21 protein-coding genes and 2 pseudogenes are annotated in these 25,196 nt (G+C 70.6%); 8 read left to right on the top strand and 15 right to left on the bottom strand.

What is annotated here, in order from left to right; genetic code table 11:
- Window positions 1-103: 103 nt before the first annotated feature.
- The 9 genes and pseudogenes from OH809_RS28090 to OH809_RS28050 form a co-directional block, all read right to left on the bottom strand.
- Window positions 104-262: pseudogene (locus OH809_RS28090) on the bottom strand (phospholipase A2); the annotation flags it as partial.
- 167 nt (window positions 263-429) lie between these two features.
- Entirely contained in the window at window positions 430-1,089 is a 660-nt protein-coding gene (locus OH809_RS28085) for a response regulator (protein ID WP_406419553.1), read from the bottom strand.
- A pseudogene (locus OH809_RS28080) lies at window positions 1,062-1,931 on the bottom strand (sensor histidine kinase); the annotation flags it as partial. The gene OH809_RS28085 and the pseudogene OH809_RS28080, both read right to left, overlap by 28 nt.
- An 88-nt stretch (window positions 1,932-2,019) precedes the next feature.
- Window positions 2,020-2,478 (bottom strand): DUF1772 domain-containing protein, encoded by a 459-nt coding sequence (locus OH809_RS28075; protein WP_406419555.1) that lies wholly within the window; start codon window positions 2,476-2,478, stop codon window positions 2,020-2,022.
- 176 nt (window positions 2,479-2,654) lie between these two features.
- Entirely contained in the window at window positions 2,655-4,274 is a 1,620-nt protein-coding gene (locus OH809_RS28070) for a von Willebrand factor type A domain-containing protein (RefSeq protein ID WP_406419557.1), read from the bottom strand.
- Window positions 4,275-4,414: 140 nt separating this feature from the next.
- Complete coding sequence (locus OH809_RS28065) at window positions 4,415-5,290, bottom strand: ABC transporter permease (protein ID WP_406419559.1); 876 nt, start codon at window positions 5,288-5,290, stop codon at window positions 4,415-4,417.
- A complete protein-coding gene (locus OH809_RS28060; protein WP_406515801.1) occupies window positions 5,287-8,040 on the bottom strand; it encodes an alpha/beta fold hydrolase in 2,754 nt (917 codons plus the stop codon). The genes OH809_RS28065 and OH809_RS28060 overlap by 4 nt, the downstream gene beginning before the upstream one ends.
- Before the next feature lie 188 nt (window positions 8,041-8,228).
- A complete protein-coding gene (locus OH809_RS28055; protein ID WP_406515800.1) occupies window positions 8,229-8,846 on the bottom strand; it encodes a DUF4291 domain-containing protein in 618 nt (205 codons plus the stop codon).
- A 51-nt stretch (window positions 8,847-8,897) separates the two neighbouring features.
- Complete coding sequence (locus OH809_RS28050) at window positions 8,898-9,710, bottom strand: maleylpyruvate isomerase family mycothiol-dependent enzyme (protein WP_406515799.1); 813 nt, start codon at window positions 9,708-9,710, stop codon at window positions 8,898-8,900.
- A gap of 239 nt (window positions 9,711-9,949) precedes the next feature.
- Here OH809_RS28050 and OH809_RS28045 point away from each other — a divergent pair, with 239 nt between their 5' ends.
- Together OH809_RS28045 and OH809_RS28040 are read left to right on the top strand one after the other, a co-directional pair.
- On the top strand, window positions 9,950-10,588 hold the full coding sequence (locus tag OH809_RS28045) for an RNA polymerase sigma factor (protein ID WP_406419565.1): 639 nt from the start codon (window positions 9,950-9,952) through the stop codon (window positions 10,586-10,588).
- Window positions 10,585-11,640 carry a CU044_5270 family protein gene (locus OH809_RS28040; protein WP_406515798.1) on the top strand — a complete coding sequence of 352 codons (1,056 nt, stop codon included), beginning with the start codon at window positions 10,585-10,587 and terminating at the stop codon, window positions 11,638-11,640. Before OH809_RS28045 ends, OH809_RS28040 begins: the two co-directional genes overlap by 4 nt.
- A 184-nt stretch (window positions 11,641-11,824) precedes the next feature.
- Here the strand turns inward: OH809_RS28040 and OH809_RS28035 are convergent, their stop codons facing one another.
- On the bottom strand, window positions 11,825-12,388 hold the full coding sequence (locus tag OH809_RS28035) for a hypothetical protein (RefSeq protein WP_406419569.1): 564 nt from the start codon (window positions 12,386-12,388) through the stop codon (window positions 11,825-11,827).
- Between the two features lie 308 nt (window positions 12,389-12,696).
- Between OH809_RS28035 and OH809_RS28030 the strand changes: the two genes are divergently transcribed.
- On the top strand, window positions 12,697-13,119 hold the full coding sequence (locus tag OH809_RS28030) for a hypothetical protein (protein WP_406419571.1): 423 nt from the start codon (window positions 12,697-12,699) through the stop codon (window positions 13,117-13,119).
- Between the two features lie 115 nt (window positions 13,120-13,234).
- On the opposite strand, the gene mmsA is transcribed toward OH809_RS28030, so the two are convergent.
- Genes mmsA through iolC form a run of 5 tightly spaced genes read right to left on the bottom strand, consistent with a single transcriptional unit; the run spans window position 13,235 to window position 19,579 of the window.
- The gene (gene mmsA / locus OH809_RS28025) at window positions 13,235-14,734 is read right to left on the bottom strand and encodes a CoA-acylating methylmalonate-semialdehyde dehydrogenase (protein ID WP_406515797.1); all 1,500 of its coding nucleotides are present in this window, start codon (window positions 14,732-14,734) and stop codon (window positions 13,235-13,237) included.
- A gap of 20 nt (window positions 14,735-14,754) precedes the next feature.
- Complete coding sequence (iolD, locus tag OH809_RS28020) at window positions 14,755-16,635, bottom strand: 3D-(3,5/4)-trihydroxycyclohexane-1,2-dione acylhydrolase (decyclizing) (RefSeq protein ID WP_406419573.1); 1,881 nt, start codon at window positions 16,633-16,635, stop codon at window positions 14,755-14,757.
- Window positions 16,632-17,576, bottom strand: a complete 945-nt coding sequence (gene iolB / locus OH809_RS28015; protein WP_406515796.1) for a 5-deoxy-glucuronate isomerase — start codon at window positions 17,574-17,576, stop codon at window positions 16,632-16,634. Before iolB ends, iolD begins: the two co-directional genes overlap by 4 nt.
- Window positions 17,577-17,606: 30 nt before the next feature.
- Window positions 17,607-18,494, bottom strand: a complete 888-nt coding sequence (locus OH809_RS28010; RefSeq protein WP_406515795.1) for a deoxyribose-phosphate aldolase — start codon at window positions 18,492-18,494, stop codon at window positions 17,607-17,609.
- A complete protein-coding gene (iolC, locus tag OH809_RS28005) occupies window positions 18,491-19,579 on the bottom strand; it encodes a 5-dehydro-2-deoxygluconokinase (protein ID WP_406515794.1) in 1,089 nt (362 codons plus the stop codon). The genes OH809_RS28010 and iolC overlap by 4 nt, the downstream gene beginning before the upstream one ends.
- 133 nt (window positions 19,580-19,712) lie before the next feature.
- On the opposite strand from iolC, the gene OH809_RS28000 reads away from it, so the two are divergent.
- The 5 genes from OH809_RS28000 (at window position 19,713) to OH809_RS27980 (ending at window position 24,856) form a co-directional block, all read left to right on the top strand.
- Window positions 19,713-20,675 (top strand): sugar phosphate isomerase/epimerase family protein, encoded by a 963-nt coding sequence (locus OH809_RS28000; protein ID WP_406419581.1) that lies wholly within the window; start codon window positions 19,713-19,715, stop codon window positions 20,673-20,675.
- A gap of 86 nt (window positions 20,676-20,761) precedes the next feature.
- Entirely contained in the window at window positions 20,762-21,139 is a 378-nt protein-coding gene (locus OH809_RS27995; protein ID WP_406515793.1) for a peptidoglycan-binding protein, read from the top strand.
- 218 nt (window positions 21,140-21,357) lie between these two features.
- On the top strand, window positions 21,358-21,555 hold the full coding sequence (locus OH809_RS27990) for a helix-turn-helix transcriptional regulator (protein WP_406419585.1): 198 nt from the start codon (window positions 21,358-21,360) through the stop codon (window positions 21,553-21,555).
- A 428-nt stretch (window positions 21,556-21,983) separates the two neighbouring features.
- The gene (locus OH809_RS27985; RefSeq protein WP_406515792.1) at window positions 21,984-22,292 is read left to right on the top strand and encodes a heavy-metal-associated domain-containing protein; all 309 of its coding nucleotides are present in this window, start codon (window positions 21,984-21,986) and stop codon (window positions 22,290-22,292) included.
- Between the two features lie 137 nt (window positions 22,293-22,429).
- Window positions 22,430-24,856 (top strand): heavy metal translocating P-type ATPase, encoded by a 2,427-nt coding sequence (locus OH809_RS27980; protein WP_406515791.1) that lies wholly within the window; start codon window positions 22,430-22,432, stop codon window positions 24,854-24,856.
- Window positions 24,857-25,196: the final 340 nt, after the last annotated feature.

Genomic DNA, 25,196 nt, shown 5'->3' with positions numbered 1-25,196 from the left:
AACCCGCCTAGGACACAGGGCACCCGGAATGAGTGATATTGCCCTCTTAAGTGTACGTACGGGCACGGATGAGCGAATGCGCAGGCGACTGCCGCGGGACTCGCTACGCGGCGTCCACCACCGCCGTGCAGCCGAGCTTGTCGACCGCCTGGTAACAGGTCCAGGCCGTCGCGTCGCAGGAGACCTTCTCTGCGGCCGAATATGCCGCGCAGCCCCTCTTCAGGTCGGCGTAAAAAGCACTGTCGATGAGGGAACGCGACTGTTCCGGCGGTCTTCGCTCGGGACGGGCACAGCATCCGGCAGTGGACTGTCACGGATGTATCCGGGAGCTGTATGCCCTGCACCGTGGAGGCAAATCGACTATCACGCATGGCAGTTGACGCCGCAACACTCACAGTGGTGACGCGTGAACGGCCACGGGGCGGGGAGTTACGCGCGGAGGAACGCCAGCACCGCCAGCACCCTGCGGTGTGTCTCGTCGGCCGGCGGCAGGTCCAGTTTGGCGAGGATGTTGCCGATGTGCTTGCCGACCGCGGCTTCGGAGACCACCAGGTCGCGGGCGATCGCGCCGTTCGACCTGCCCTGGGCGACCAGGGCGAGCACTTCCCGTTCGCGGGCGGTGAGCCGCTCCAGCGGATCGCGGCGGCGGCGCAGGAGTTGGCGTACGACCTCCGGGTCGACGACGGTGCCGCCGTCGGCGACCTCCCGCAGGGCGTCGATGAACTCCTCGATCTGGCCGACCCGGTCCTTGAGCAGATAGCCGACACCGGATCCGTCGCCGGAGTCGAGGAGTTCGGCGGCGTACGTCCGCTGCACGTACTGGCTGAGAACCAGCACCGGCAAAGTGGGCTGCCTCTCGCGGAGTTCCACCGCCGCGCGCAGTCCTTCGTCCTGGAGACCGGGCGGCATCCGGACGTCGGTCACGACGATGTCCGGGGTGTGTGCGGCGACGGCCGCGATGAGCGCTTCCGCGTCGCCGACGGCGGCGACGACCTCGTGGCCGCAGCGGGTGAGCAGTCCGATGAGACCTTCACGGAGCAGCACGCTGTCCTCGGCCAGCACTACGCGGAGCGATCGGTCCACTCGCAAGGAATCTCCACACGCAACAGGGTCGGGCCGCCGGGCGGGCTGGACAGCGCAAGTCTGCCATCCAGTACGGAGACCCGGTCGGCGAGACCGGTCAGCCCGGTCCCTTCGTCACCGGTGCGCGCGCCGCCCCGCCCGTCGTCGCGGATCTCCAGGAAGAGCCGTCCCGCGGTGTGGCCGCCGGTCACCTCGGCGCGGCTCGCACCGCTGTGCTTGCCGACGTTGGCCAGCGCCTCGCAGACCACGAAGTACGCGGCCGCCTCGACGGCCTCGGGGAACCGGCCCGGGAGCGCCAGTTCCAGGTCGACGGGGGTCGCGGAACGGTCGGCCGCGTCAAAGACGGCGGCTTCCAGGCCGTAGTCGGCAAGGACCTTGGGGTGGATGCCGTGGATCAGTTCGCGCAGTTCGGCCAGTGCCTGACCGGCCTCCTGGTGGGCCTTGGCCAACTGGTCGGCGAGGGGGCCGGGCGGCGCGTCGAGGCGGGCGAGTCCGAGGGTCATGGTGAGCGCGACGATGCGCTGCTGGGCGCCGTCGTGGAGATCGCGTTCGATGCGGCGCCGTTCTGCCTCGAAGGCGTCGACCAACCGGACCCGGGAGCGGGTGAGTTCGGTGACCCTGTCCCCCGTGTCGTCACCCCTGTCGGCGATCAGGAGGCGGGCCAGTCCGGCTCTCGCTCCGGCCAGCAGGCCCAGCGCGTAGCAGCCGAGCGCGAGGAGTACGAGGCCGAGCGCAGCGGTGGCGAAGGCTTCGGGCCAGGTGGTGACCATCCACTGCTTCACCACGCGGGCCTCTTCGCCGTTCCCGTACACCTGCATCACCGCGGGGGTGGACATCAGCGCCAGCGGGACGGCTACGCACGCACCCACCGTGCCCAGCGTGCGGAATCGCCGGGCGCCGGGAGCCCACTCCCTGTCGCGGGCGAGGCCGTAAGGGCTACACCGCGGCAGCGACCAGCAGCGCGAATGCCGCTGCCGAGAGCACGGTGCGGATCCGGTGGAGGGCGGTCCAGCGGGACTCGAATACCTGGCGGGCCGCGCTGTCGTCGCCGCCCTCGGCCGCCGCGAGCGCCGAGTTGAGCGGGATGTTGCCGCTCACGGTGACAAGGTGACTGAGCGCCGCGCAGACCAGCCCGCCTGCGACGAGTCCCCGCTCGGCGGAGGTCCGGCCGTCGACGGGGACGACGAGCGCGGCGACCGGGAAGGCGATCACCCCGAGGAAGAGGACGAGGAACACCGGCCCCGGCACCTTCTCGTTGAAACGGCGCATCGCGGCGGTGAACTGGTCGTCCGGCAACAGCTTCAGGCCGGGCATGATCCCGGTCGTGAAGCACACCAGGAAGCCGGCGTAGAGACCGGTGGTGACGGCGGCGAGCGCGAGCAGCAGAGAGGCCATGGCCCACATCATGGCGCGGCGGGGCGGGCCGCGCGGCACCATTTCACCAAGGCGCCGCTGCCGGCCCGCCCCCGCCCCCGTCCCCGCCCGCCCCTGCTTCACTTACGGCCTCCCCCGCGACAGGGAGACGGCAACACCGCAAACGGAGACCGAGGTGGCCCGGTGCCCCGGCCGGGTCAGCCCATCTCGCCCTCCTGCTCGCCCCCGCCGCCGGGGCCCCTGTCGTCACCCCGGAGCCGGTCGGCCTGCGCGATCGCCGTCGCCAGCTTCCGTACCGAGCTGTCCTCCGTGCCGGTCGCCAACGCCGCCGCCCGGGTGGAGAGTTCACCGAGCCCCGGCTGACCCGGCAGTGTGCCGCCGCGCAGTTCCTCGGCGAAGTACGCCGCCACCGCGGCCACCTGGAGCCGCTTGTTGCCGTCGGCGCCCCACAGGCTGCCGTCGATCGCACCGGTCTCGACCGTGCCCGACTGCTCGTGCGGCGCCCGTGTCTTCGGGTCCAGCCAGCGCACCGTCGCGGTCGCCACATGTCCGGCGGCGCCGTCCCGGAGCCGTACGGCATAGAGCGCGGTCACCGTGTGCCCGGGGCCGACCTCGCCGCCGTCCACGCTGTCGTCGCGGAAGTCGTCGTCGGCGACCTTGCGGTTCTCGTACCCGATGAGCTTGAACTGCTTGACGTTCTCCGGGTCGAAGGCGACCTGCGCCTTGGCGTCGCGGGCCCGCAGTTCTATGTGGGCGGGAAGCTGGTCGACGAAGACCTTGCGGGCCTGGGTCTCGTCGCCGATGTAGGTGGTGTGGCCGTCTCCCTTGTCGGTGAGGCGTTCCATCAGCGCGTCCCCGTAGTCACTGCCGACGCCGACGCCGAAGAGGGTGATGCCGTACTCGCGGCGGGCGCCGTCGATCCGTTCGAGGATGGCGTCGGCATCGGTCTCGCCGGTGTTGGCGAGGGCGTCGGACAGCAGGACGACCCGGTTGTTCGCGCCCGCGCGGTGACCGGCGACCGCCTCTTCGTAACCGCGCCGGACACCCGCTTCCACATTGGTGGAGTCGGTGGGTTCCATGGAGCCGACGGCGTCACGGATCTTTCCGCGATGGTCCCGCAGCCGGGTCATCGGCACCAGGGTCTCCGCCTTGTCGCTGAAGGTGACCAGGGAGACGGAGTCGTCGTCGCGGAGTTCGTCGGTGAGGATCGAGAGGGACTTCTTCACCAGGTCGAGGCGGCCGGTCCCGGCCATCGAGCCGGAGATGTCGACGACGAAGGTCAGCGCGGCGGGCGGGCGTTCGCCGTCTTCGTCCACGACACGGGTGGCCAGACCGACCCGTACGAGCGACCAGCCACCGGCCCTGGAGCCTTCGCCCGTACGTGCCCCGTCGACCGTCACCGAGAACCCGTTGCCGGCCGGCCGGCGGTAGCCCTGGCGGAAGCTGTTGACGAACTCCTCGGGCCGTACGGTCTCCGCCCCCGGCAGCTCGCCGTCGTCGAGCTTGCGGCGCGCGTACCCGTAACTGGCGGTGTCCACGTCCAGTGCGAACGTGGAGAGATAGTCCGGCGCCACGGGCTTCTCCGGCCTGTCCTCCGCCTTCTGCGCACCGTCGTCCTCGGCGGCGGGCGCGGGCGCGGGAACGACCTGGCCGCCGCCGCTCGTCCCCTGCGGACCGTCGGCACGTTCGGCGGAAGAGTTGTACCCGCTTTCCCCCGCCCCGCAGCCGGTGAGCAGCGCCCCGCCCGCCAGCATCCCGCCCGCCAGCACCAGTCCGAGCGTCCTTCGATACGTCCGGCCATGCGTCCGGTTTTCCATCCCGTACCCCCAACCATCGTGTCAGCACTTGTGCATGTGACGTTCGGGGCGGCGCCAGGGAGCAGACGAAGACGTTGCGGAACAGTCTCGATGTGGCAACGGCGGGCGGAAACGGCGCGAGACGCCGCGGAACATCAACGTCAGGACACGATGTCCTTACGACTGAACCCGCGGAACGCGAGAGCGAAAAGGATCAGGGCGTACGTCACCGAGATCGCCGCCCCCTTCGCCATGCCACCCCACTCCAGGTCCGGCTGGAGCGCGTCCGCCCAGGCGAACTGCCAGTGCGCGGGCAGGAAGTCGCGCCAGGAGCCGAGCGCGGTCACGGCGTCCAGCACATTGCCGACGATGGTCAGCCCGACCGCACCGCCGACCGCGCCCAGCGGGGCGTCGGTCTTCGTCGACAGCCAGAACGCCAGCCCGGCGGTGACCAGTTGGGAGACGAAGATGAAGGCGACGACGAGGGCGAGCCGCGGCACGGTGTCGCCGGCCGCGAGCGCACCACCGGTGGGGAGTTCGAGCGGCCCCCAGCCGTATGCTGCGGCTCCCGCGGCCAGTGCGACGAGCGGCAGCAGCACCATCGCGGCCAGGCTGAAGCCGAGTGCCACGACGAGCTTGCTCCACAGCAGCCTGGCCCGGGGCACGGGCGCGGCGAGCAGGTAGCGCAGCGAGGACCAGCCGGCCTCCGAGGCGACGGTGTCCCCGCAGAACAGTGCCACCGGCACCACCAGCAGGAATCCGGCCGAGACGAACAGGCAGGTCGCGGCGAAGTTCGCGGCGGACGCGGTCGCGGTGTCCATCAGGGTGAGCCGGTCGCCGCCGCCCCGCGAGGACGGGGTGCCGCCGATCGCGAAGGCGGTGATCAGGATGAACGGCAGCGCCGCCAGCACCCCGCCCATCAGCAGAGTGCGCCGCCTGCGCAGCTGCCGAACCGCCTCGACACGCAGCGGCAGGGTACGCCGGGCCAGGTAGCCGGGAGCCTCGGCGGCGTGGGTGACATCGACTGCGGCACTCATGCGGAGCCTCCGGAGATCAGTGTGAGGAACGCGTCCTCCAGGCGACGGTGCGGCCCGACCCCCGTCAACGGCACGTCCAGCCGGACCAGTTCGGCGATCAGCCGGGAGGAGTTCGCGCCGTCGAGCCGGACGAGCAGGCCCAGCCCGTCATCCGTACGGACGGCCGAGCCGATCCCGGGGAGTGCGGCGATCTTCTCCACCAGCGGTTCGGTGATCTCCTCGGCGGTGGCGACGAGCAGCATGTCGCCCGAGCCGGTGATCTCGGCGACCGGTCCGGCCTGGACGAGCCGGCCCCGGTCCATGACCACCAGGTGGGTGCAGGACTGCTCGACCTCGGAGAGGAGATGGCTGGAGACGATGACGGTCCGGCCTGCGGCCGCGTAACGGATCATCACGTCCCGCATCTCGCGGATCTGGGGCGGGTCGAGCCCGTTGGTCGGCTCGTCGAGGATGAGGAGGTCCGGCATGCCGAGCATGGCCTGGGCGATCGCGAGCCGCTGCCGCATGCCCTGGGAGTACGTGCGCACGGCGCGGGCCAGCGCGTCACCGAGCCCGGCGATCTCCAGGGCCTCGTCGATGTGCGAGTCCCCGGCGGGGCGTCCGGTGGCCTGCCAGTACAGCTCCAGGTTGGCGCGCCCGGACAGGTGCGGCAGGAATCCGGCGCCCTCGACGAACGAGCCGACCCGGGACAGTACGGGCGCGCCCGGCCGGATGGCGTTCCCGAAGACGCGGATCTCTCCGTCGTCGGGCGTGATGAGGCCCATCAGCATGCGGAGCGTGGTGGTCTTGCCCGCGCCGTTGGGCCCGAGGAGTCCGAGGACCTGACCCTTCTCCACGCGGAAGGAGAGGTCCTGCACGGCGTACCGGTCGGCGGACTTGGCGTACTTCTTCGACAGTCCGGTGATCTGGAGGGGGACCTCGGCGAGCATCGGGTCGGGGGCGGGGGTCGCGGTACGCCGCCGTGCGGTGAGCAGCAGTGCGAGAGCGATGACGGCGGCCGCCGCCGGGAGCCCCCAGGTCCACCACGGCAGGGCGGCCGATGCCGTCTTCACCGCGGGGGCGGTGGGGACGGTCAGCGGGCCGTCGAGGGACACGCTGTACGTGGTCGGCTCGGCCGGTGAGGCGTAGCCGAGGTCCGTGGCGGAGAGGACGAGCCGGAGCCGGTGTCCGGCGTCGAGTGCGTGGTCGACGGCGGGCAGGGTCAGCTCGACGGTCTTGTTCTGCCGCTCCGGCGTAATCCGGTAGGGGGCGACGAGCTGCGCGGGCAACACCTGCTGCTTCCCGTCCGGCGAGACGTCGTACACCTTGCCGAACAGGACCGCGTCGCCCTGCCCGGCCGTCACCTTCACGCGGACGGTGGGCGATCCGGTGATGCGCATCGACGTGTCGAGCGGTGCGGAGTCGAAGCGGGCGTACTGGCCGGGGAAGTCGATCGAGAGACCGACGCCGAGGGACGAGAGCTGGGCGATGCCGCCGCCGGCGCCCGGGACGGCGGAGATGGCGGGCGGGTTGGCACCGGCGGGGTTGCGGAAGGTCTGCGTCCGACGGTCCGCGGATCCGCCGCTCCGCCCGCCACTCGCCGGCGTACCTGCGCCTGCGCCTGCGCCTGCGCCCACGATGCCCGGCGCGCCGCTCGTCGCGGTCAGCGCGATCTCCCGGTCGCCGCTGGACAGACCGGGATACGTGTCGCTGCTCGCCCCGCGCTGGAGCGCCGCCCCGTCCGTGGAGTCAATGCCTCCGGTACGGGTGACGCGGAAGGCGGGTCCGGTGTCGGCGCCCTTGTCCTCCTTCAGATAGCGGTCGAACCAGGCCCCGATCCGGTTCTCGACCCGCCCGCTCTCCATGTCCCCGCCGTCGTGCCCGCCCGCGATCCAGTCGACGGCGACGGGCGCGCCGTTCCCGCTGATGGTCCGCGCCATGGCATCGGCCTGGCCGAGCGGGAAGAGGGAGTCGGCCTGGCCCTGCACGATGAGCGCGGGCACCTTGATGCGGTCGCCGACGGCGCTCGGCGACCGCTCGCTGAGCAGCGCACGCGCGGCGGCGTCCGGCTTCCCGGAGACGGCGACCCGTTCGTACATGGCGCAGAGCTGCTTCTCGAACTTCTCGCAACCGCCGCCCGAGGTGACGAAGATCCCGGCCCAGAGCTTCTTGAAGACCCCGTCGGGGAAGAGTGCGTCGGCGAGGTTCCAGTACGTGATCACCGGCGCGATGGCATCGACACGCCGGTCGTACCCGGCGGCGAGGAGCGAGACCGCGCCACCGTACGAGGCGCCCGTGACGCCGACCCGCGGGTCGCCCTTCGCGTCCAGCTGCACCTCGGGCCGCCGGGCCAGCCAGTCGATCAGCCCGGACACGTCCTTGACCTCGCGGTCGGGCGCGTTGAGCGAGATCTCCCCGCCGGACTTCCCGAATCCGCGGGCCGACCAGGTCATGACGGCGTACCCGGCACCGGCCAGCTCCTCCGCCTGCGCCCGCACATCGTCCTTGGAACCCCCGAAGCCGTGCCCGATCAGCACGGCGGGCCGTCGCTCCGAACCGCCGGACGTGAAGTACGAGGTGTCGAGGGACACCCCGTCGATCCGCATCGTCCGGTCCTCGCGGTGCACGGCGGGCGCTCGGTCGTCGGCCACCGCGGTCCAGGTACCGGCACCCGCGAGCACGACGAGCGCAGCCACGGCCGCCGCCCACCGGCCGCGTTTGGGGGGCAGCAGGCGCCGCCACCGGGACATGCGCGCGAAAGGGGTCTCCATATGCCGACCCTAAGCGCCCGGCCCCTGTGCCTGGGCTGCCGCCAGGGGGAAGTGTCCGACCTCCCGCAGGCGTACGCCCCTCCCCCGCTGTACTCCGTACGCGGTACACCCGCCCGGCCCGACTCGCCCCCGCCCTTCATGACGGAGATCCGCAGATCGACCCGGTCACTGACGGCGGCCTGAGCACGTCACGGCCGGCCCTCCGGCCCGACCCGCATCGGCACGGGCACAGGGCCCGTCGGATACGGCGACTCGCACGGCAGAAGCGCCGTTGCCGCGTCGGTCCTCCCGGCGCGGACCAGTTCGTGGACCTGCCGGGCCAGCGGTGTGACGTCATGGATCGAAACCGTCCACTCATCGGCGTACCGCCGCGCCGCCTCACCCGAGAGCCCGAGTTGCAGGGATCGGTGCGGGAGCGGATTGAGGTGGAGGTCGCGTTCGGGGTCCCACTGGACGCGGGCCGGGGACCGGCGCAGACTGCGCTGCCAGCTCGCGCGGTCCGCGTGGGCTCTCCTGACGTAGTGGGAGAGTTCGGCGTTGCCCAGCGCCCAGTCGAAGCCTTCGCGGCTGATCTCGACGGCCAGCACGGTCTCCTGGCCCTCCTTCGTGGCCCAGCCGCAGCGGTACATCATCCACAGGAAGCTCGGCTTGATCCATGTCATGCGGTCGCGCTTCCAGGCGGCGGGGAAGCGTCCGTCACGGGCGGCGGGGAGGCCGATGGAGCGCGAGTAGGCCTGGTAGACGGTGATGGTGGTGTCCGTGTGCTGGGCGCGGATCTGGTGCTGCGGGGCGGCCGGTGCTGTCATGACGTCATCACAGCACCGGCCGGTCCGGTTCGGCGAGCGGGTTTCCGTGGCTCAGGGCGCCGTGAACAGAGCCGGGAAGCGGGGTGCGAGCCAGGGCTTGCGGCCCCATGTCAGCACCCGGCCACGGGCCATCGCCCCCCATGGATCGCACCGGCCGAGGGCGATCAGCAGGAAGGTGACCGGCTCGATGGAAATGGTGCAGTCGGGGCGACGGAGCGGCTCGCGGCTGACGGCCACCGCACCGTCGGTGACGGCCACCCCGAAGCTGGAGCCGCCGCGCAGCCGGATCGTGTAGCGGGCGGTCAGGCCGGCGGTGGCGACGACCCGCGGCATGACCGTGAGCATGAAGGGCATCGACAGCTCGACCCGGATGCGGTCGAGCATGTGCGGACGGCCGAGCGCGCGGGCGAGATCGTAGCCGTGGCCGAGCATGTGGGTGAGCAGGTACGAGCCGAGCGCTGCGAGATCCATCGAGCCCAGCGGCGTCTCCACCGGCTCGTCCGGTGCTCGACGTTCCGCGGCCCGGAGAAAGGCGGCCGCCTGCGCCACGATCATTGCGGCCAGCGGATCCGCCCCACGCTCCTCGAACCCGGCGAGGGCGCGCTCGTTGGCCGCCGCCAGGCTCTGCGGCGTGCCGTCCCCGTAGCTGCGCTCGTGGCCCGCGGCGACCTCCGCCATCAGCTCGTTGGCCTGTGCCAGATGGGCTGCCGCCTCACCGAGCGTCCACTCGGATCCGGGGACGGGCACGCTCGTGTCCGTGCGGCCGCGCAGCAGCGCCGCTATGTCCTCGGCGGTGTCGCGTATCGCCTCGGCGAGCCCTTCGGGAAGGGTGTCGTGCCGCTCCCGGGCAGGCGTGGGTTCCACGGCTGTCTCCCCTCTTCCCTCTCCCCTGACCGGTCTCCGCGTTCGGGGTCCGGTGGACACGTGCAGAATGCCAGGTCGCGCAGGTCGGGTCAGCCCCTGGGCGGCATCGTGGGCTGGTCCCTCAGCACACCGCCTCTCGCCTCCGGATCATCGGCAAATGCGGTCGGTGCGTGAACCCGTTGGCCTCAGGTCGGCAAGTACTGGTGGACGATGTCCCTTCCGCACAGCGAGGACCACCCATGACCGACCCACCGCGCGGGCCCTCCCGGGGAGCCCGCGTGCCCAGCGGCACCTTCGTGGAAGACGAAGCAACGCTGATCACGGCCTCACTTGAGGAACCGGAGCGCTTCGCTGAGGTCTTCGACCGCCACGCCCCCGCCATCCATCAGTACGTTGCACGGCGACTGGGTTCTGACGCGGCCGATGACGTCACCGCGGAGACCTTCCTGACAGCCTTCCGGATACGGGCCCGTTACGACTCCAGCCGCGCCTCGCTCCGCCCCTGGCTACACGGCATCGCGGCCAAGCTGATCAGTCGACACCGCCGTGAGGAGGTCAAGGCCCTGAAGATCCTCGCCCGCACCGGCAACGACCCGGTGGCCGAGACCTGGACCGAATCCGCCGACGACCGTGTCACGGCACAGGCCGCTTCCCGATCCTTGGCCAAGTCAGTGGCCGAACTCTCCCAGGGCGACCGGCACGTACTTCTCCTCTTCGCCTGGGCCGATCTCACCTACCAGGAAATCGCCGAGGCCTTGGACATCCCAGTGGGAACCGTCCGCTCCCGGCTCAACCGGGCCCGCAAGCGGCTACGCACCGCGCTGGGCGCACACAGTCCTGTTGCCGAATTGTCAGTACACGAAGGCGGTGCCGTATGAACGAGCTGACCGAGACTCGAGCCCTGCGTACCAACCCCCCGCTCCCCGATCCGGAACAACTCGACCGACAGCGTTCCCAGCTGCTGGATGTCATCCAGCACGACAAGGGCCGCCAGTGGCGGACTCTGTTCACAGTCACCGGAGCAAGCAGGAGCCCGCGCCGCAGGATCCTGATGGCTACCGCGGCCGGCGCGGCCCTGGCTGTAACCGGCGGCGTCGTCGCACAACTGCCTCACGGCGCTCCCGCCGGCGGACGCGAAGTGCTGTCGGCGAAGGCCACTGCAGCCGCGCTCGAGCTGGCTGCAGCCACCGTGGAGCAGAAGGGAGCGACCGAACCCGGGCCGAAGCAGTGGGTCTACGCGAAGGGCACGCGCTTCGTCGGGGGCAAGCCCCAGACGTCGGAGCAATGGACCCGCTGGGACGGCACAGGGAGCGCCAGCCTGCCCGCTCAGCCCCCTGCGGGCCACGTAAAGAACTTCGACCCGAACAAACTCCACGTCTGGTACGGCCCCAACCAGGAGGAGAAGCGGAAGAAGGAGGGATATGACGACCGTTCCCAGCGTCAGTTCTACCGTTTCCTCGCTACTCTGCCGAGCGACCCCGACCAGATGATGCAGCGCATCCGCCAGGAGCACGCCATTGGAGATATCAAGGGCGAGACGCATGCGCAACGCGACTGGCGGGAGATCGACGTCCTCTTCCGCTCAGTCCTTATCCCGCCAAAGGTGCAGGCCGGCATGTTCCGTGCGCTGGCGAAGATCCCCGGAGCCCGGGTAGAAAAGGGGGTCAAGGATCCCCTCGGACGCGAGGCGATCGGTGTGACCGTGAACTTCCCCAAGAGGACGGCCGCAGGTTGGCAGGGCAAGCAGGAGATCTTCCTCGACCCGCAGACCTACGAGTACCGGGGAGAGATCAGCCGTGTTGCCCCCCTAGGTGACTACCGCCCTGAGGGCCTCAATCCACGGATGCAGCACAAGGTGGCTAACAGCAACTTGATCAGCGAGGCCCGTGTCGCCTCGGGCGTTGTGAACAAGCCGGGCGAACGCCCCTGACGGGAAACGACACTTCGGGCGACCTGGCATCTGCCCGCAGTGTCGACTTCTGGCTGACCTTGACCAACGGCATGGTGGGCAGACCTGCAATGTCACTGCGGGGCCCCGGTGCGGCCGCCTGCCGTCCGGCACGGGTGCTTCGTTCAGTTTCCGGCGACAGGCGTCGCGGTGACCGGCGGAACGGTTACAGAGGCGCCAACTCCACCCTGCCTGTGAACCGGCCACCCACTTGATTGGCGAGCCAATGGACGCGGGCGGTCTGGTCGCCGTACCGGACGTGGACGTGGACGGTGTGATCCTGCGACGGCTCGTCCTGGTAGAGGTCCCGGGAATTCACCGTCAGCGTGAGATACGCGTACTTCTGCGAGATCTCCTCCAGTCCCGCTTCAGGAACCGCAGGCCAGGCGTCCAGATCCCACCGAACAGCCGCGAGATCCGGCCCCAGAGCGACGATGAAGGGCTCGGCGCGGTCCAGCGGACGGCTCCAGTCGAATACTCGGATCGGCAGACAGTTCGTAGGGTCGTCGCCGGTCTTCGACGAGCCGTGCTCCTCGCCGGCCAACGCCCTCCATTCGAGGTCGGGCACTACATGACGTACTTGCGCCAGGACATCCGACGACCTGATGACGGCTTCGAAGTCGACCTCGCCCTGACTGACGTCTGCGATGCCCAACAAAGTACGCACCGCACGTATCGCTTCGGCCAGGTCCGCGGTCGTGAGGACGGCAGCAGCAGTGGAGTTACTCATCTCGGAACCATAGGACGGCAGGGGCGACGATTACCCGGGAGGTAATTGAGGCGGCCGTGTGCCGGTCATTACCGTCCCCGTATGGGCCTTCCGCCGCGGTCGCGCGGGTGAAGGCCCCGGCACCCTCTTCTCCGATCTCCTCTCCGGTCCGCCGAGCGGCATCGCGCTCGAATCGTTCCTGCCGACGAACACCGGGACCCGGGTCCTGCCCGGTTCGCCCACCCCGGTGTTCCCCGATGCCGGGGCACCTCCGGCCCCACCCGGCACACACCTGCGGATCAGCAACACGACAACGAAAGGAAGACCTCATGATGTCGTCCCAGAACGTGGGTACGGTCCCGTCGACGGGTGCCGCCCGTTCCGATGGCCTTCTCCGCCTGGCCCTCGTGGCGGACGTGGTCCTCACCGGTGCGAACGGCATCGGCTACCTCGCGCTGGCCACGGTCCTGGACTCGTTCCTCGGCGTGCCTCCGTCCGTGCAGTACGCGGTGGGCGTGTTCCTCACCGCGTACGCCCTGTGGGTGCTGGTCGTCTCCCGTCAGGAGCGCATCAGCCGCGGCGCGGTCGCCGTCGTCATCGGCCTGAACGTGGCCTGGGCCGTGGCAAGTGTCGTGACCGTGCTCGTGGACGCCCTGACGGCGACGGGCGCCGGCAACGGGTGGATCGTGTTCCAGGGCCTGACGGTGGCGGCCATGGGTGCGCTCCAGTACGTGGGCCTGCGGCGCTTGTGAGAGCACGCCGAACGACCGTGGCGGCCGGACACGGCTTCCGTGCATGCCGACGGCCCGTACGGATACAGCTTCCGTACGGGCCGTCGGCGCGGAAGAGCGGCGGAACCAGCGGCGATCAGTGGTTACGCGGGAAGCCCAGGTCCACGCCCGCCGGGGCGTCCGCCGGGTCCGGCCAGCGGGTGGTGACGACCTTGCCACGGGTGTAGAAGTGCACGCCGTCGTTGCCGTAGATGTGGTGGTCGCCGAAGAGGGAGTCCTTCCAGCCACCGAAGGAGTGGTAGCCCACCGGCACCGGGATCGGCACGTTGACGCCGACCATGCCGGCCTCGATCTCCAGCTGGAAGCGGCGGGCGGCGCCGCCGTCGCGGGTGAAGATCGCGGTGCCGTTACCGAACGGCGAGGCGTTCATGAGGGCGACGCCCTCCTCGTACGTCTCGGTGCGCAGGACGCACAGGACCGGGCCGAAGATCTCGTCCTTGTACGCGTCCGAGTCGGTGGACACGTGGTCGAGGAGGGAGAGACCGATCCAGTGGCCGCCCTCGAAGCCGTCGACGGTGTGGCCGGTGCCGTCGAGGACGACCTCGGCGCCCTGGGCCGCCGCGCCGGTGACGTACGAGGCGACCTTGTCGCGGTGGGCCGCGGTGATCAGCGGACCCATCTCGGACGTCGGGTCGTTGCCGGGGCCGATCTTGATCTTCTCAGCCCGCTCCTTGATCTTGGCGACGAGCTCGTCACCGATGGCACCCACCGCGACGACCGCGGAGATCGCCATGCAGCGCTCACCGGCGGAGCCGTACGCGGCGGAGACCGCGGCGTCGGCGGCGGCGTCGAGGTCCGCGTCCGGCAGGACCAGCATGTGGTTCTTCGCACCGCCGAGCGCCTGGACGCGCTTGCCGTTGGCGGAGGCGGTGGTGTGGATGTAGCGGGCGATCGGGGTCGAGCCGACGAAGGAGACCGCGGCCACGTCCGGGTGGTTCAGCAGCCCGTCGACCGCGACCTTGTCGCCGTGCAGGACGTTCAGCACGCCGTCCGGCAGACCGGCCTCGGCGGCCAGCTCGGCCAGCAGGTTGGCGGCCGACGGGTCCTTCTCGCTGGGCTTGAGGATGAACGTGTTGCCGCACGCGATGGCCAGCGGGAACATCCACATCGGCACCATGGCCGGGAAGTTGAACGGCGTGATGCCCGCGACGACACCGAGCGACTGACGGATCGAGGAGACGTCGACCCGGCTGGAGACCTGGGTGGACAGCTCGCCCTTGAGCTGGGTCGTGATGCCACAGGCCAGCTCGACGATCTCCAGACCGCGGGCGACCTCGCCGAGCGCGTCGGAGTGCACCTTGCCGTGCTCGGCGGTGATCAGCGCGGCGATGTCGTCGCGGTGGGCGTCGAGCAGCGCGCGGTAGCGGAAGAGGACGGCGGTGCGGGCGGCCAGCGAGGACGTGCCCCACGTGGCGTACGCGTCCTTCGCTGCGGCTACCGCGGCGTCGACCTCTTCGAGGGAGGCGAGCGCGACCTGGGTGGTGACGGCGCCGGTGGCCGGGTCGGTGACCGGGCCGTAGTTGCCCGACGTGCCCTCGACGGTCTTGCCACCGATCCAGTGGTTGACGGTCTTCATGACGAAACTCCTTCAGGGCTTCAGAGGTGACGGCGTCGGGCTGCGACGTGCCGGTCGTAGTCTTCCCGGGCTTTGACCGCCGGCGGGCGGGTGGCCGTCTCTGCTACAGGAACATCCCACCACGCCTGCGCCGGAGGGGGGCCCGACACTGTGTCTGCCGTTTCGGTCTCGACGTAGACACAAGTGGGGCGGTCCGCGCTCCGCGCCTCGGTGAGGGCTTCGCGCAGGTCATGGACGGTCTTCGCGCGCAGCACCCGCATTCCGAGGGAGGCCGCGTTGGCGGCGAGATCGACGGGCAGCGGGGGGCCGGTGAAACTCCCGTCGGCGCTCCGGTGCCGGTAGGCCGTGCCGAAACGTTCGCCGCCGACCGTCTCGGAGAGCCCGCCGATGGAGGCGTAGCCGTGGTTCTGCAGGACGACGACCTTGATCGGAAGGTTCTCCTGCACGGCGGTGACGATCTCGGTGGGGTTCATCAGGTACGTGCCGTCGCCGACGAGCGCCCAGACGGGACGGCCGGGGGCGGCCAGCTGTACGCCGATCGCGGCCGGGATCTCGTATCCCATGCAGGAGTAGCCGTACTCCACGTGGTATTGGCGTCGGGAGCGGGTCCGCCACAGCTTGTGCAGGTCGCCGGGGAGTGAACCCGCGGCGTTGATCAGGATGTCCTCGTCGGTGACCAGGGTGTCGAGCAGGCCGAGGACCTGGGCCTGGGTGGGCCGGGCGTGGGGGTCGTCGGCGGCGAACGCGGCGTCGACGCGCTGCTCCCAGCGCTCCTTCGCCTCGGTGCACTCGGTCTCGTACGCCGGGTCGACGCGGTAGTTGCGCTCGTTCAGGTCCCCGGTCAGCGCTTCGAGGGCGGTGCGGGCGTCGGCGACGAGCGGGAGGGCGGCGAGCTTGTGCGCGTCGAAGCCGGTGATGTTGAGGTTGAGGAAGCGGACCGCCGGGTTGGAGAAGAGCGTGGCGGAGGCGGTGGTGAAGTCGGAGTAGCGGGTGCCGATGCCGATGACCAGGTCGGCGCTGCGGGCCAGCTCGTCGGCGGCCGCGGTGCCGGTCGGGCCGATGCCACCGACATCGGCGGGGTGGTCGTGGCGCAGCGAGCCCTTGCCCGCCTGAGTGGAGGCGACCGGGATCCGGGTGGCGGCGGCGAACGCGGCGAGGGTCTCCTCGGCGGCGCTGTGATGGACGCCGCCGCCTGCGACGATCAGCGGCCGGCGGGCGGTGCGCACGGCCCGTACCGCCTGCTCCAGCTCATGGGCGTCGGGCGCGGGCCGGCGTACGTACCAGATGCGCTCGGCGAAGAACTCCTCCGGCCAGTCGTACGCCTCCGCCTGTACGTCCTGCGGCAGCGCGAGTGTGACGGCACCGGTTTCCGCCGGGTCGGCGAGGGTCCGCATGGCCTGGAGGGCGGCCGGGACGAGCGCCTCGGGGCGGGTGATCCGGTCGAAGTAGCGGGAGACGGGGCGCAGACAGTCGTTGACGGAGACATCGCCGGCGGACGGGACTTCGAGCTGTTGCAGGACGGGGTCGGCGGGGCGGGTCGCGAAGGTGTCGCCGGGGAGGAGCAGGACGGGGAGGTGATTGATCGTGGCGAGGGCGGCGCCGGTGACGAGGTTGGTGGCGCCGGGGCCGATGGATGTGGTGACGGCGTGTGCGGAGAGCCGGCCGGACTGGCGGGCGTACCCGACGGCGGCGTGCACCATGGACTGCTCGTTGCGGCCCTGGAGGTAGGGCATGGAGGGCCCGGTCTCCAGCAGCGCCTGGCCGATTCCGGCGACGTTGCCGTGGCCGAAGATGCCCCAGGTGGCGCTGATCAGACGCTGCCGACGGCCGTCGCGCTCGGTGTACTGGCGGGCGAGGAAGGAGACCAGGGCCTGGGCGGTGGTGAGCCTGCGGGTGCTCATCGCGATGCCTCCTGACCGGAGAGTCCGGAGGGGCCGGAGAGTCCGTGGAGCGGGAGCCGGGGGTCGACCGGCTGCGTCGGCCAGGTGTCGCGGATCCAGCCGTGATCGGGGTGGTCGCTGATCAGCCACTCCCGCTGCTCCCCCGGGCCGGCCATCACATTGAGGTAGTACATGGTGTGGCCGGGGGCGGCGATGGACGGGCCGTGCCAGCCGTCGGGGATCAGGACCGCGTCGCCGCTGCGGACCTCGGCGAGGACATCCGTGCCGCCGGGCCTGGACGGGGAGACACGGTGATAGCCGAACCCGGCCGTGCCGCCCCGCTCCTCGATCTCGAAGTAGTAGATCTCTTCGAGGACCGACTCGGCTCCGGGGCGGTGCTCGTCATGTTTGTGCGGCGGATACGAGGACCAGTTGCCGCCGGGGGTGAGGACCTCGACGGCGATCAGCCGGTCGCACTCGAATGTGTCGTCGGCGGCGAAGTTGTTGACCTGGCGCGAGCAGGTCCCGGAGCCGCGCAGCTCCACGGGTACCTCCGGCGCGGGGCCGTAGCGAGCGGGGAGTCGTCGCTCGCACTTCGCTCCTGCCAGGGCGAAGCGGCCTCCTGCGCCGGAGGCGATCTGCGCATGGGCGTCACGTGGTACGTAGGCGAAGTCGGACACCCCGCTGAACACGCTTTCCCGGCCCAGCAGTTCAAAGATCTCACCTGAGGTGTGCACCCTACAGCCACCGGTCAACGGCAGGACGATCCACTCACTCTCCCCGGTGACAAGTGTGTGAACACCACCGGGCCGCAGCTCCACCATACGCAGGCTCGACCGGTCCCAGCCGGCCCGCTTCGGATCGATGTCCAGGGCGTACGGTCCCTCCGCCGCGCTGCCCGCGGGCAGATGCCACCGGTGCCGCGGCCGTTCCCGTACGCGTTCCTCATGGTCCGTCGTCATGCCTTCTCCCTACCCCTCCCTGTCCACTCGCTACAGCAGTGCCACGGCCGTGTCGACGGCACCGGCCACATCCCCGTCGACCGGATAGAGCAGCGATCTCCCCACCACCAGCCCCTGAACGGTGGGAAGTCGCAGCGCGCCACGCCATTTCTCGTACGCGCCCTCCTGGTCGCCGCCCACCTCTCCGCCCAGCAGCACGGCAGGCAGCGTCGATGTCTCCATCACGCGCGCCATGTGGTCGGGGTTCTCGGTGACGGGGACCTTGAGCCAGGTGTACGCGGAGGTGCCCGCGAGCCCCGAGGCGATGGCGATCGACGTGGTCACCGCGGCCGCGCCGAGGTCGTTGCGGACCTTGCCGTCGACCCGGCGGCAGAGGAACGGCTCGACGAAGACCGGCAGCCGGTGCGCGGCCATGGCGTCGATGGTGCGGGCGGTGGCGTGCATGGTGTCGAGGGAGCCGGGGTCGTCGTAGTCGATGCGGAGCAGCAGCTTGCCCGCGTCGAAGCCGAGCCGGGCGAGGTCGTCGGGGCGGTGGCCGGTGAAGCGGTCGTCGAGTTCGAAGGAGGCGCCCGCGAGTCCGCCGCGGTTCATCGAGCCGATGACGACCTTGTCCTCCAACGCGCCGAGGAGCAGCAGGTCGTCGAGGATGTCGGCGGTGCCGAGGACACCGTCGACGCCGGGGCGGGACAGGGCGAGGCAGAGCCGTTCCAGGAGCTCGAACCGGTTGGCCATGGCCAGTTCGTGCCCGCCGACGGCGAAGGAGCCGCGGGCCGGATGGTCCGCCGCGATGATCATCAGGCGCCCGCTGTCACCGACGAGGGGCCGTCTGCGGCGGCGGGCGGCGGCCTCGGCGACGGCTTCGGGGTGGCGCACGCGCAGCCGTACGAGGTCGGCGACGGAGGAGGCCGCGGGTGTCATGAGGCCGCCCCGGGCCCGGGTTCGGGTTCGGGTTCGGGTTCGGGTTCGGGTTCGCCGGTGGTGACGGCGCCGCGGACGAGTGCCTCTTCCACCTCGTGGGGGAAGGGCATGGCGGGCGAACAGGCGAGCCGGGAGGCGACGATGGCGCCGGCCGCGTTGGCGTACCGCATGATGCGCTCGGTCTCCCAGCCGGCGAGCAGCCCGTGGCAGAGCGCCCCGCCGAAGGCGTCTCCGGCGCCGAGACCGTTGACGACGTCCACGGGCAGGGGCGGGACGTCGGCGACGGTGCCGTCCCGGTGGACGGCGAGGACACCCTTGGGGCCCTGCTTGACGACGGCGAGCTCGACCCCGGCGGCGAGCAGGGCGCGGGCGGCCGCATACGGCTCGCGTTCGCCGGTGGCGATCCGGCACTCGTCGAGATTGCCGACGGCGACGGTGGCATGGGCGAGGGCCTCGCGGTAGCGCGCGGTGGCCGTGGGGGCGACGAGGTGGTCCGCGCCGGGGTGATCGGGCTCGTCGGTCCAGAACATCGGGCGCCAGTCCAGGTCGAAGACCGTGCAGCGACCCGGCGCAAGGCCTCGCTCGCTGCCGGACTCCGCCCGCGTCTCGCTCCTGGCGCGCAACGCCGCCAGCGTCGCCGTGCGGCTGGGTTCCGCGCACAGTCCGGTGCCGGTCATCCAGAAGACCCGGGCCGCCCGGATCGCGTCCAGGTCGAGTTCCGCTTCGTGGATCTCCAGGTCGGGCGCCTTGGGCAGGCGGTAGAAGTAGAGCGGGAAGTCGTCCGGCGGAAAGATCTCGCAGAAGGTCACCGGCGTCGGATACGCGTCGACAGACGTCACCCATCGGTCGTCCACCCCGAACTCCCGCAACTGCTGGTGGAGATAGTCCCCGAACGCGTCCCGGCCGGTGCGTGTCACCACCGCCGTCCGCCGGCCGAGCCGGGCGGCCGCAACAGCCACATTGGCCGGTGAGCCGCCGAGGAACTTCCCGAACGTGTCGACCTGAGCCAGCGGCCGCCCGGTCTCCAGGGGGTAGAGGTCCACCCCGATCCGCCCCATGGTGATCACGTCGTACATCTCAGGCATACGCATCCCTTCGACCGGCGACCGGAGCGGCTGCCCCCAGGTCTAGCCCTCTCTCCGGAACCTTGTCAACATTTTGTCCGGACATACGGACGTAGTCTTGACACTGGTCTTCCGGCGCCGAATTCTTGGCCGCATGACCTCCTCCGCTTCCGCTCCGGCCCGCATCCGTATCGGCTCGGCACCCGACTCCTGGGGGGTCTGGTTCCCCGACGATCCCCGCCAAGTGCCGTGGCAGCGCTTCCTCGACGAGGTGTCCGAGGCGGGTTACGAGTGGATCGAGCTGGGTCCGTACGGCTATCTCCCGACCGACCCGGCCCGCCTCGCCGAGGAGACCGGTCGCCGCGGACTCACCGTCTCCGCGGGCACCGTTTTCACCGGATTGCACCACGGCCCGGACGTCTGGGAACGGACCTGGGCGCATGTCGCCGACATCGCGGCACTCACCCGGGCGATGGGCGCCGGGCATCTGGTGGTCATTCCGTCGTTCTGGCGCGACGACAAGACCGGCGAGATCCTTGAGGACCGCACCCTCACCGCGGAACAGTGGCGCCACCTCACCACGCAGACGGAGCGGCTGGGCCGCGAGGTGCGGGACCGCTTCGGACTGCGGATCGTCGTCCACCCGCATGCCGACACCCATATCGACAGCGAGGAGAACGTCAACCGATTCCTCGACGCCACCGATCCCGGCCTGGTCTCGCTCTGTCTCGACACCGGCCACTACGCCTACTGCGGCGGGGACAGCGTCAAGCTGATCGAGACCTACGGCGATCGGATCGGCTATCTGCACCTCAAGCAGGTCGACCCGGACGTCCTGGCCGAAGTCGTGGCGGACGAGGTGCCGTTCGGGCCGGCCGTGGCACGGGGCGTCATGTGCGAACCGCCGAACGGCGTGCCCGCCCTGGGTCCCGTGCTGGATGCGGCCCGCCGGCTGGACGTCGATCTGTTCGCGATCGTCGAGCAGGACATGTATCCGTGCCCGCCCGACAAGCCCCTGCCGATCGCCCGCCGTACCCGCGCCTTCCTCCGCTCCTGCGGCACACCGGCGCAGACACCCGCGCCCGAGCGGGACACACCGAACCGGGCACGGATGTGACGTCCTGACGGTGTGCGGTGTTGTGCTCGGAGAGAAGCGGGTGCGGTCCCTTCCGCACCCCGTGACCGCACGAGGAGCAACTCACCGTGATCCGAAAGACATCTCTCTCCGTGAGGACGGCAGGGGCCTCGGTCCTGGCCGCACTCGCCCTGGCCGCCGCCCTCACCACCGCCCCCGGCGCCTCTGCCGCCGGGCACGACCCGGAGCAGCCGCTCCCCTCGCCCGGCGCGGCCTGCGTGTTCTACGACGGCAATCAGCTGACCTTCTTCGGCGAGCAGGGCGAACGGGTCTCCGAGGTGCAGTGCCTTCTGGCCAACCGCCGCTATCTGCCGTGGAGTGCCGTCGACGGCACCTTCGGGACGACAACCCTCGCCGCTGTTCAGCGCTTCCAGGCGGACCACCCGCCACTCGTCCCGGACGGCCTGGTCGGTCCGCAGACCTGGTTCGCGCTCTGGCACGCGTAGCCGGCTCCGGCCCGAATGCACGCCTTCTGTCACAGATATCACCCCCGCGTCACACATGTCTGCGTGACGCGGGTCTTCCGTCACAGGCGTTCGACAGCCCCTCCCCGTTCATCACTCCGCGTCGTTCACCGGACACAGGCTGAGTGATCGTCAGCGTCCGTGCCGCAGCTCCCGCGACAGCCCCCCGGCTGCCGCTGCGGCGCAGAGAGGTGTCACTTATGACGGACAGAAGGCTCTGGTCCTACAAGGACATTGCCGCGCACATCAAGGTGCAGCCGGAGACCGTTCGCTCGTACCGCAAGCACGGTCTCCTTCCCGCACCCGACCATGTGGAGAGCGGTAAGCCCTACTGGTACGCGGACACTGTCCGCGCCTGGGTGGCTGCCCGCCCGAGCAACCGGGGCCGCGAGGGCTGACGCCCCCTCCCCCCTCCTCCGTCCGCTCCAGGCCCCGTACGGCGACCGGCTCCGACCGGGCGCCACACGGGGCCTCCGTCTGCGCCTGGCTCCCGTTGCGCTGGTTCCCGTTGCGCCTGGTCCTCGTCGTGCCCGCCCCGGCCGACCGGGCTACTTCGTGGGGTCGATGATCGTCACTCCTGCTCCTGGCGCCTCCCTGGAGCCACTGGTCGGCGGCCGAGCCTTCCGGGCCCCCTCGGCCCCCTCGGCCGCCCCGGCCGCCCCGGCCACTGCACCGCCGAATGGCCGATAGTGCGCGAACCGACACCGGCCCCATCTCGCATTTATACCCCCTAGGGGTATAGAGTTACTGCGTGTTGGGGCGCACCGGCCTTCCCGGGGTTCCCTGGCGCCACACTGAAGCTGTACGCGTCGAAGAGGAGAACACCATGACCGCCGAGACCCAGCTCCCCCAGGCCACCGGCTCCTGCTGCTCGCCCGGCGGCTCCTGCCACGACAGTGCGGGCACCGAAGCGACGGCGGGTGCAGTCACCACCGTCTACCGGGTGACGGGCATGACCTGCGGGCACTGCGAAGGCGCCGTCTCCGAGGAGATCTCCGGCATCGAGGGCGTCACCTCGGTGAAAGCCGTGGCCTCCACCGGAGAGGTGACCGTCGTCTCCGAGGCGCCGCTGTCCGAGGACGCCGTCCGCGCCGCGGTCGACGAGGCGGGTTACGAGCTCGCCGGCCAGGCCTGAACGCCGTCCGGGCCCACCCGGACACCCCACAGATCCGCACCACCAGCATCATCTGCACCACCCCTTGCGCCGCCGGGCCGGACCGACCAGCAGATACTGGTGGGGCACGGCCCGGTCGGCATTTCAGGAGTTCGGACATGCACAGCGCAACAGAGGCCGAAGCCCCGGCAGTCGCGAGTTCGGAAGCGGAACTCACGATCGGCGGGATGACCTGCGCCTCGTGCGCGGCCCGCGTCGAGAAGAAGCTCAACCGGATGGACGGCGTCACCGCGTCCGTGAACTACGCGACAGAGAAGGCGCGCGTCGCGTTCGGTGCCGGGACCCGGCTGGCTGACCTGATCGCCACGGTCGAGAAGACCGGCTACACCGCACAGCCGGTACAACGGCCCGAGCCGACGCCGCCCCCGCTGCCCGCCGAAACGCTCTCGCCGCCCGGGGCCACCGGCCCCGCCGAGGTCGAGCGGACCGAAGAGACCCGACAGACCCGGGAAACCGGGGATGCGGCGGACACCGGCACCGTGCCGGAGGAGACCGAAGCCGAGCGCAGCGCGGCCGACGCCCTCGCCGCCCTGCGGCAGCGGCTGATCGTCTCGGCCGTCCTCGCCGCCCCCGTCGTGCTCCTGGCCATGGTCCCGTCCCTCCAGTTCGACAACTGGCAGTGGCTCTCCCTCACCCTCGCCGCCCCCGTGGTCGTCTGGGGCGGACTGCCCTTCCACCGCGCCACCTGGACCAACCTCCGGCACGGCGCGGCCACCATGGACACCCTCGTCTCCGTCGGCACGCTCGCCGCGTTCGGCTGGTCACTCTGGGCGCTGTTCTTCGGGGACGCGGGCATGACCGGGATGCGGCACGGCTTCGACTTCTCGGTCTCACGCGCAGTGGGGTCTCCCCTGCTCGAGCGGAGCCGAGAGCTCGGGGAAGGCTCCTCCACCATCTATCTGGAAGTGGCCGCCGGGGTCATCACCTTCATCCTGCTGGGCCGCTATCTGGAGGCGAGGTCCAAGCGGAAGGCCGGTTCCGCGCTGCGTGCGCTGATGCACCTGGGCGCGAAGGACGTCTCCGTCCTCACGGACGGCACCGAAGTACGCGTCCCCGTCGCCCGGCTCACCGTCGGCGACCACTTCGTGGTCCGTCCCGGCGAGAAGATCGCCACCGACGGCACCGTCACCGAGGGCACCTCCGCCGTGGACCAGTCGATGCTCACCGGCGAGTCCGTTCCGGTCGATGTGAACGTCGGCGACTCCGTCACCGGCGCCACCGTCAATGTCTCGGGCCGCCTCGTCGTGCGCGCCACCCGGGTCGGCGCCGACACCCAGCTGTCCCGGATGGCCAGGCTCGTCGAGGACGCCCAGAACGGAAAGGCCGAGGTGCAGCGCCTCGCCGACCGGATCTCCGCGGTCTTCGTCCCGGTCGTCCTGCTGCTCGCGCTGATCACCCTGGTCGTCTGGCTGCTGTTCACGGACGACGTGACCGCCTCGTTCACCGCCGCCGTCGCCGTACTGATCATCGCCTGCCCCTGCGCGCTCGGCCTCGCCACTCCCACCGCGCTCATGGTGGGGACCGGGCGCGGCGCGCAGCTCGGCATCCTGATCAAGGGCCCGGAGGTCCTGGAGACCACCCGGCGTATCGACACGATCGTCCTGGACAAGACCGGCACGGTCACCACCGGCCGGATGACTCTCCAGGACGTCCACCCGACGCCCGGCACCGACGCGACGCAGCTGCTGCGGCTGGCCGGCGCCCTGGAGCACGCCTCCGAGCACCCGATCGCACAGGCCGTCGCCACCGGCGCCGCCGAACGCACCGGGGCCACGCTCCCCGCCGTCCAGTCCTTCGTCAACGTCCCGGGGCTCGGGGTACGCGGCACCGTCGACGGGCACCAGGTGCTCGTCGGACGCCCGCAGCTGCTCACCGACGCCGGGATCGCCGTCCCCGAGGCGCTGTCCGGCTCTCTCACGGACGCGGCGGCCCAGGGACGTACGTCCATCACGGTCGCCTGGGACGGCGAGGCGCGTGGCGTTCTCGGGGTCGCCGACGCGATCAAGGACTCCAGTGCGACAGCCGTCGCCGAGCTGCGCGCCCTCGGCCTCAGGCCGGTGCTGCTGACCGGCGACAACCGGGCCGTGGCGGACGCCGTCGCCCGTGCCGTCGGCATCGACGAGGTCTACGCCGAGGTGCTCCCCGAGGAGAAGGTGCACGTCATCGAGCGGCTCCGGGCGGAGGGACGTTCGGTCGCGATGGTCGGGGACGGTGTCAACGACGCGGCGGCCCTCGCCACCGCCGACCTCGGGCTGGCCATGGGCACCGGCACGGACGCCGCGATCGAGGCGAGCGATCTCACCCTCGTTCGTGGAGATCTCAAGGTGGCCGCCGATGCCATCCGGCTCTCCCGGCGCACCCTGACCACCATCAAGGGCAACCTTTTCTGGGCATTTGGCTACAACGTTGCCGCCCTACCCCTTGCGGCATTTGGCCTGCTCAACCCTATGATTGCCGGAGCGGCGATGGCCTTCTCATCGGTCTTCGTCGTGACGAACAGCCTGCGGTTGCGCGCCTTCACGTGATTTCCACAAAGAGATATAGATCACATCGGTTTGAGGGTAACCATCCGATGGGTTCGCGAGTCTAAGAGTGCGATGCCAAGGATGTCTTGGGGGACGTCCGACGAAGCGTCTTGGGGGATGCTTCAGGCAAGCGTTGGCCGGGGCACGTGCACCGGGGAGCTTTGAGCGGCCCTCCCGAAGGTACGTACCCCGGCAGACCGCGAGACGTGCAACCGCAGTGACGTAGTGCAGCAGCACCGAGGAATACCCAGGAGCTTCGGCTCCCGCAGACGCCCGGCCGGATCCCGTGGGGGGAATCCGCTCCGGGATATGGGAAGCGCCTCGCTGTCGGCCCGTGGGG

Source organism: Streptomyces sp. NBC_00873 (assembly GCF_045207415.1).
Classification (GTDB): Bacteria; Actinomycetota; Actinomycetes; order Streptomycetales; family Streptomycetaceae; genus Streptomyces.
The sequence above is the reverse complement of the archived record's forward strand: the minus strand, read 5'-3'. Positions and strand labels throughout refer to the sequence as shown.

What these genes read in the sequence shown, in the direction of transcription:
- OH809_RS28075 (WP_406419555.1), bottom strand. Translation starts at nt 2,478, where the DNA reads ATGGCCTCTCTGCTGCTCGCGCTCGCCGCCGTCACCACCGGTCTCTAC.
- OH809_RS28070 (WP_406419557.1), bottom strand. Translation starts at nt 4,274, where the DNA reads ATGGAAAACCGGACGCATGGCCGGACGTATCGAAGGACGCTCGGACTG.
- OH809_RS28065 (WP_406419559.1), bottom strand. Translation starts at nt 5,290, where the DNA reads ATGAGTGCCGCAGTCGATGTCACCCACGCCGCCGAGGCTCCCGGCTAC.
- OH809_RS28060 (WP_406515801.1), bottom strand. Translation starts at nt 8,040, where the DNA reads ATGGAGACCCCTTTCGCGCGCATGTCCCGGTGGCGGCGCCTGCTGCCC.
- OH809_RS28055 (WP_406515800.1), bottom strand. Translation starts at nt 8,846, where the DNA reads ATGACAGCACCGGCCGCCCCGCAGCACCAGATCCGCGCCCAGCACACG.
- OH809_RS28045 (WP_406419565.1), top strand. Translation starts at nt 9,950, where the DNA reads ATGACCGACCCACCGCGCGGGCCCTCCCGGGGAGCCCGCGTGCCCAGC.
- OH809_RS28040 (WP_406515798.1), top strand. Translation starts at nt 10,585, where the DNA reads ATGAACGAGCTGACCGAGACTCGAGCCCTGCGTACCAACCCCCCGCTC.
- OH809_RS28035 (WP_406419569.1), bottom strand. Translation starts at nt 12,388, where the DNA reads ATGAGTAACTCCACTGCTGCTGCCGTCCTCACGACCGCGGACCTGGCC.
- OH809_RS28030 (WP_406419571.1), top strand. Translation starts at nt 12,697, where the DNA reads ATGATGTCGTCCCAGAACGTGGGTACGGTCCCGTCGACGGGTGCCGCC.
- mmsA (WP_406515797.1), bottom strand. Translation starts at nt 14,734, where the DNA reads ATGAAGACCGTCAACCACTGGATCGGTGGCAAGACCGTCGAGGGCACG.
- iolD (WP_406419573.1), bottom strand. Translation starts at nt 16,635, where the DNA reads ATGAGCACCCGCAGGCTCACCACCGCCCAGGCCCTGGTCTCCTTCCTC.
- iolB (WP_406515796.1), bottom strand. Translation starts at nt 17,576, where the DNA reads ATGACGACGGACCATGAGGAACGCGTACGGGAACGGCCGCGGCACCGG.
- OH809_RS28010 (WP_406515795.1), bottom strand. Translation starts at nt 18,494, where the DNA reads ATGACACCCGCGGCCTCCTCCGTCGCCGACCTCGTACGGCTGCGCGTG.
- iolC (WP_406515794.1), bottom strand. Translation starts at nt 19,579, where the DNA reads ATGCCTGAGATGTACGACGTGATCACCATGGGGCGGATCGGGGTGGAC.
- OH809_RS28000 (WP_406419581.1), top strand. Translation starts at nt 19,713, where the DNA reads ATGACCTCCTCCGCTTCCGCTCCGGCCCGCATCCGTATCGGCTCGGCA.
- OH809_RS27990 (WP_406419585.1), top strand. Translation starts at nt 21,358, where the DNA reads ATGACGGACAGAAGGCTCTGGTCCTACAAGGACATTGCCGCGCACATC.
- OH809_RS27985 (WP_406515792.1), top strand. Translation starts at nt 21,984, where the DNA reads ATGACCGCCGAGACCCAGCTCCCCCAGGCCACCGGCTCCTGCTGCTCG.
- OH809_RS27980 (WP_406515791.1), top strand. Translation starts at nt 22,430, where the DNA reads ATGCACAGCGCAACAGAGGCCGAAGCCCCGGCAGTCGCGAGTTCGGAA.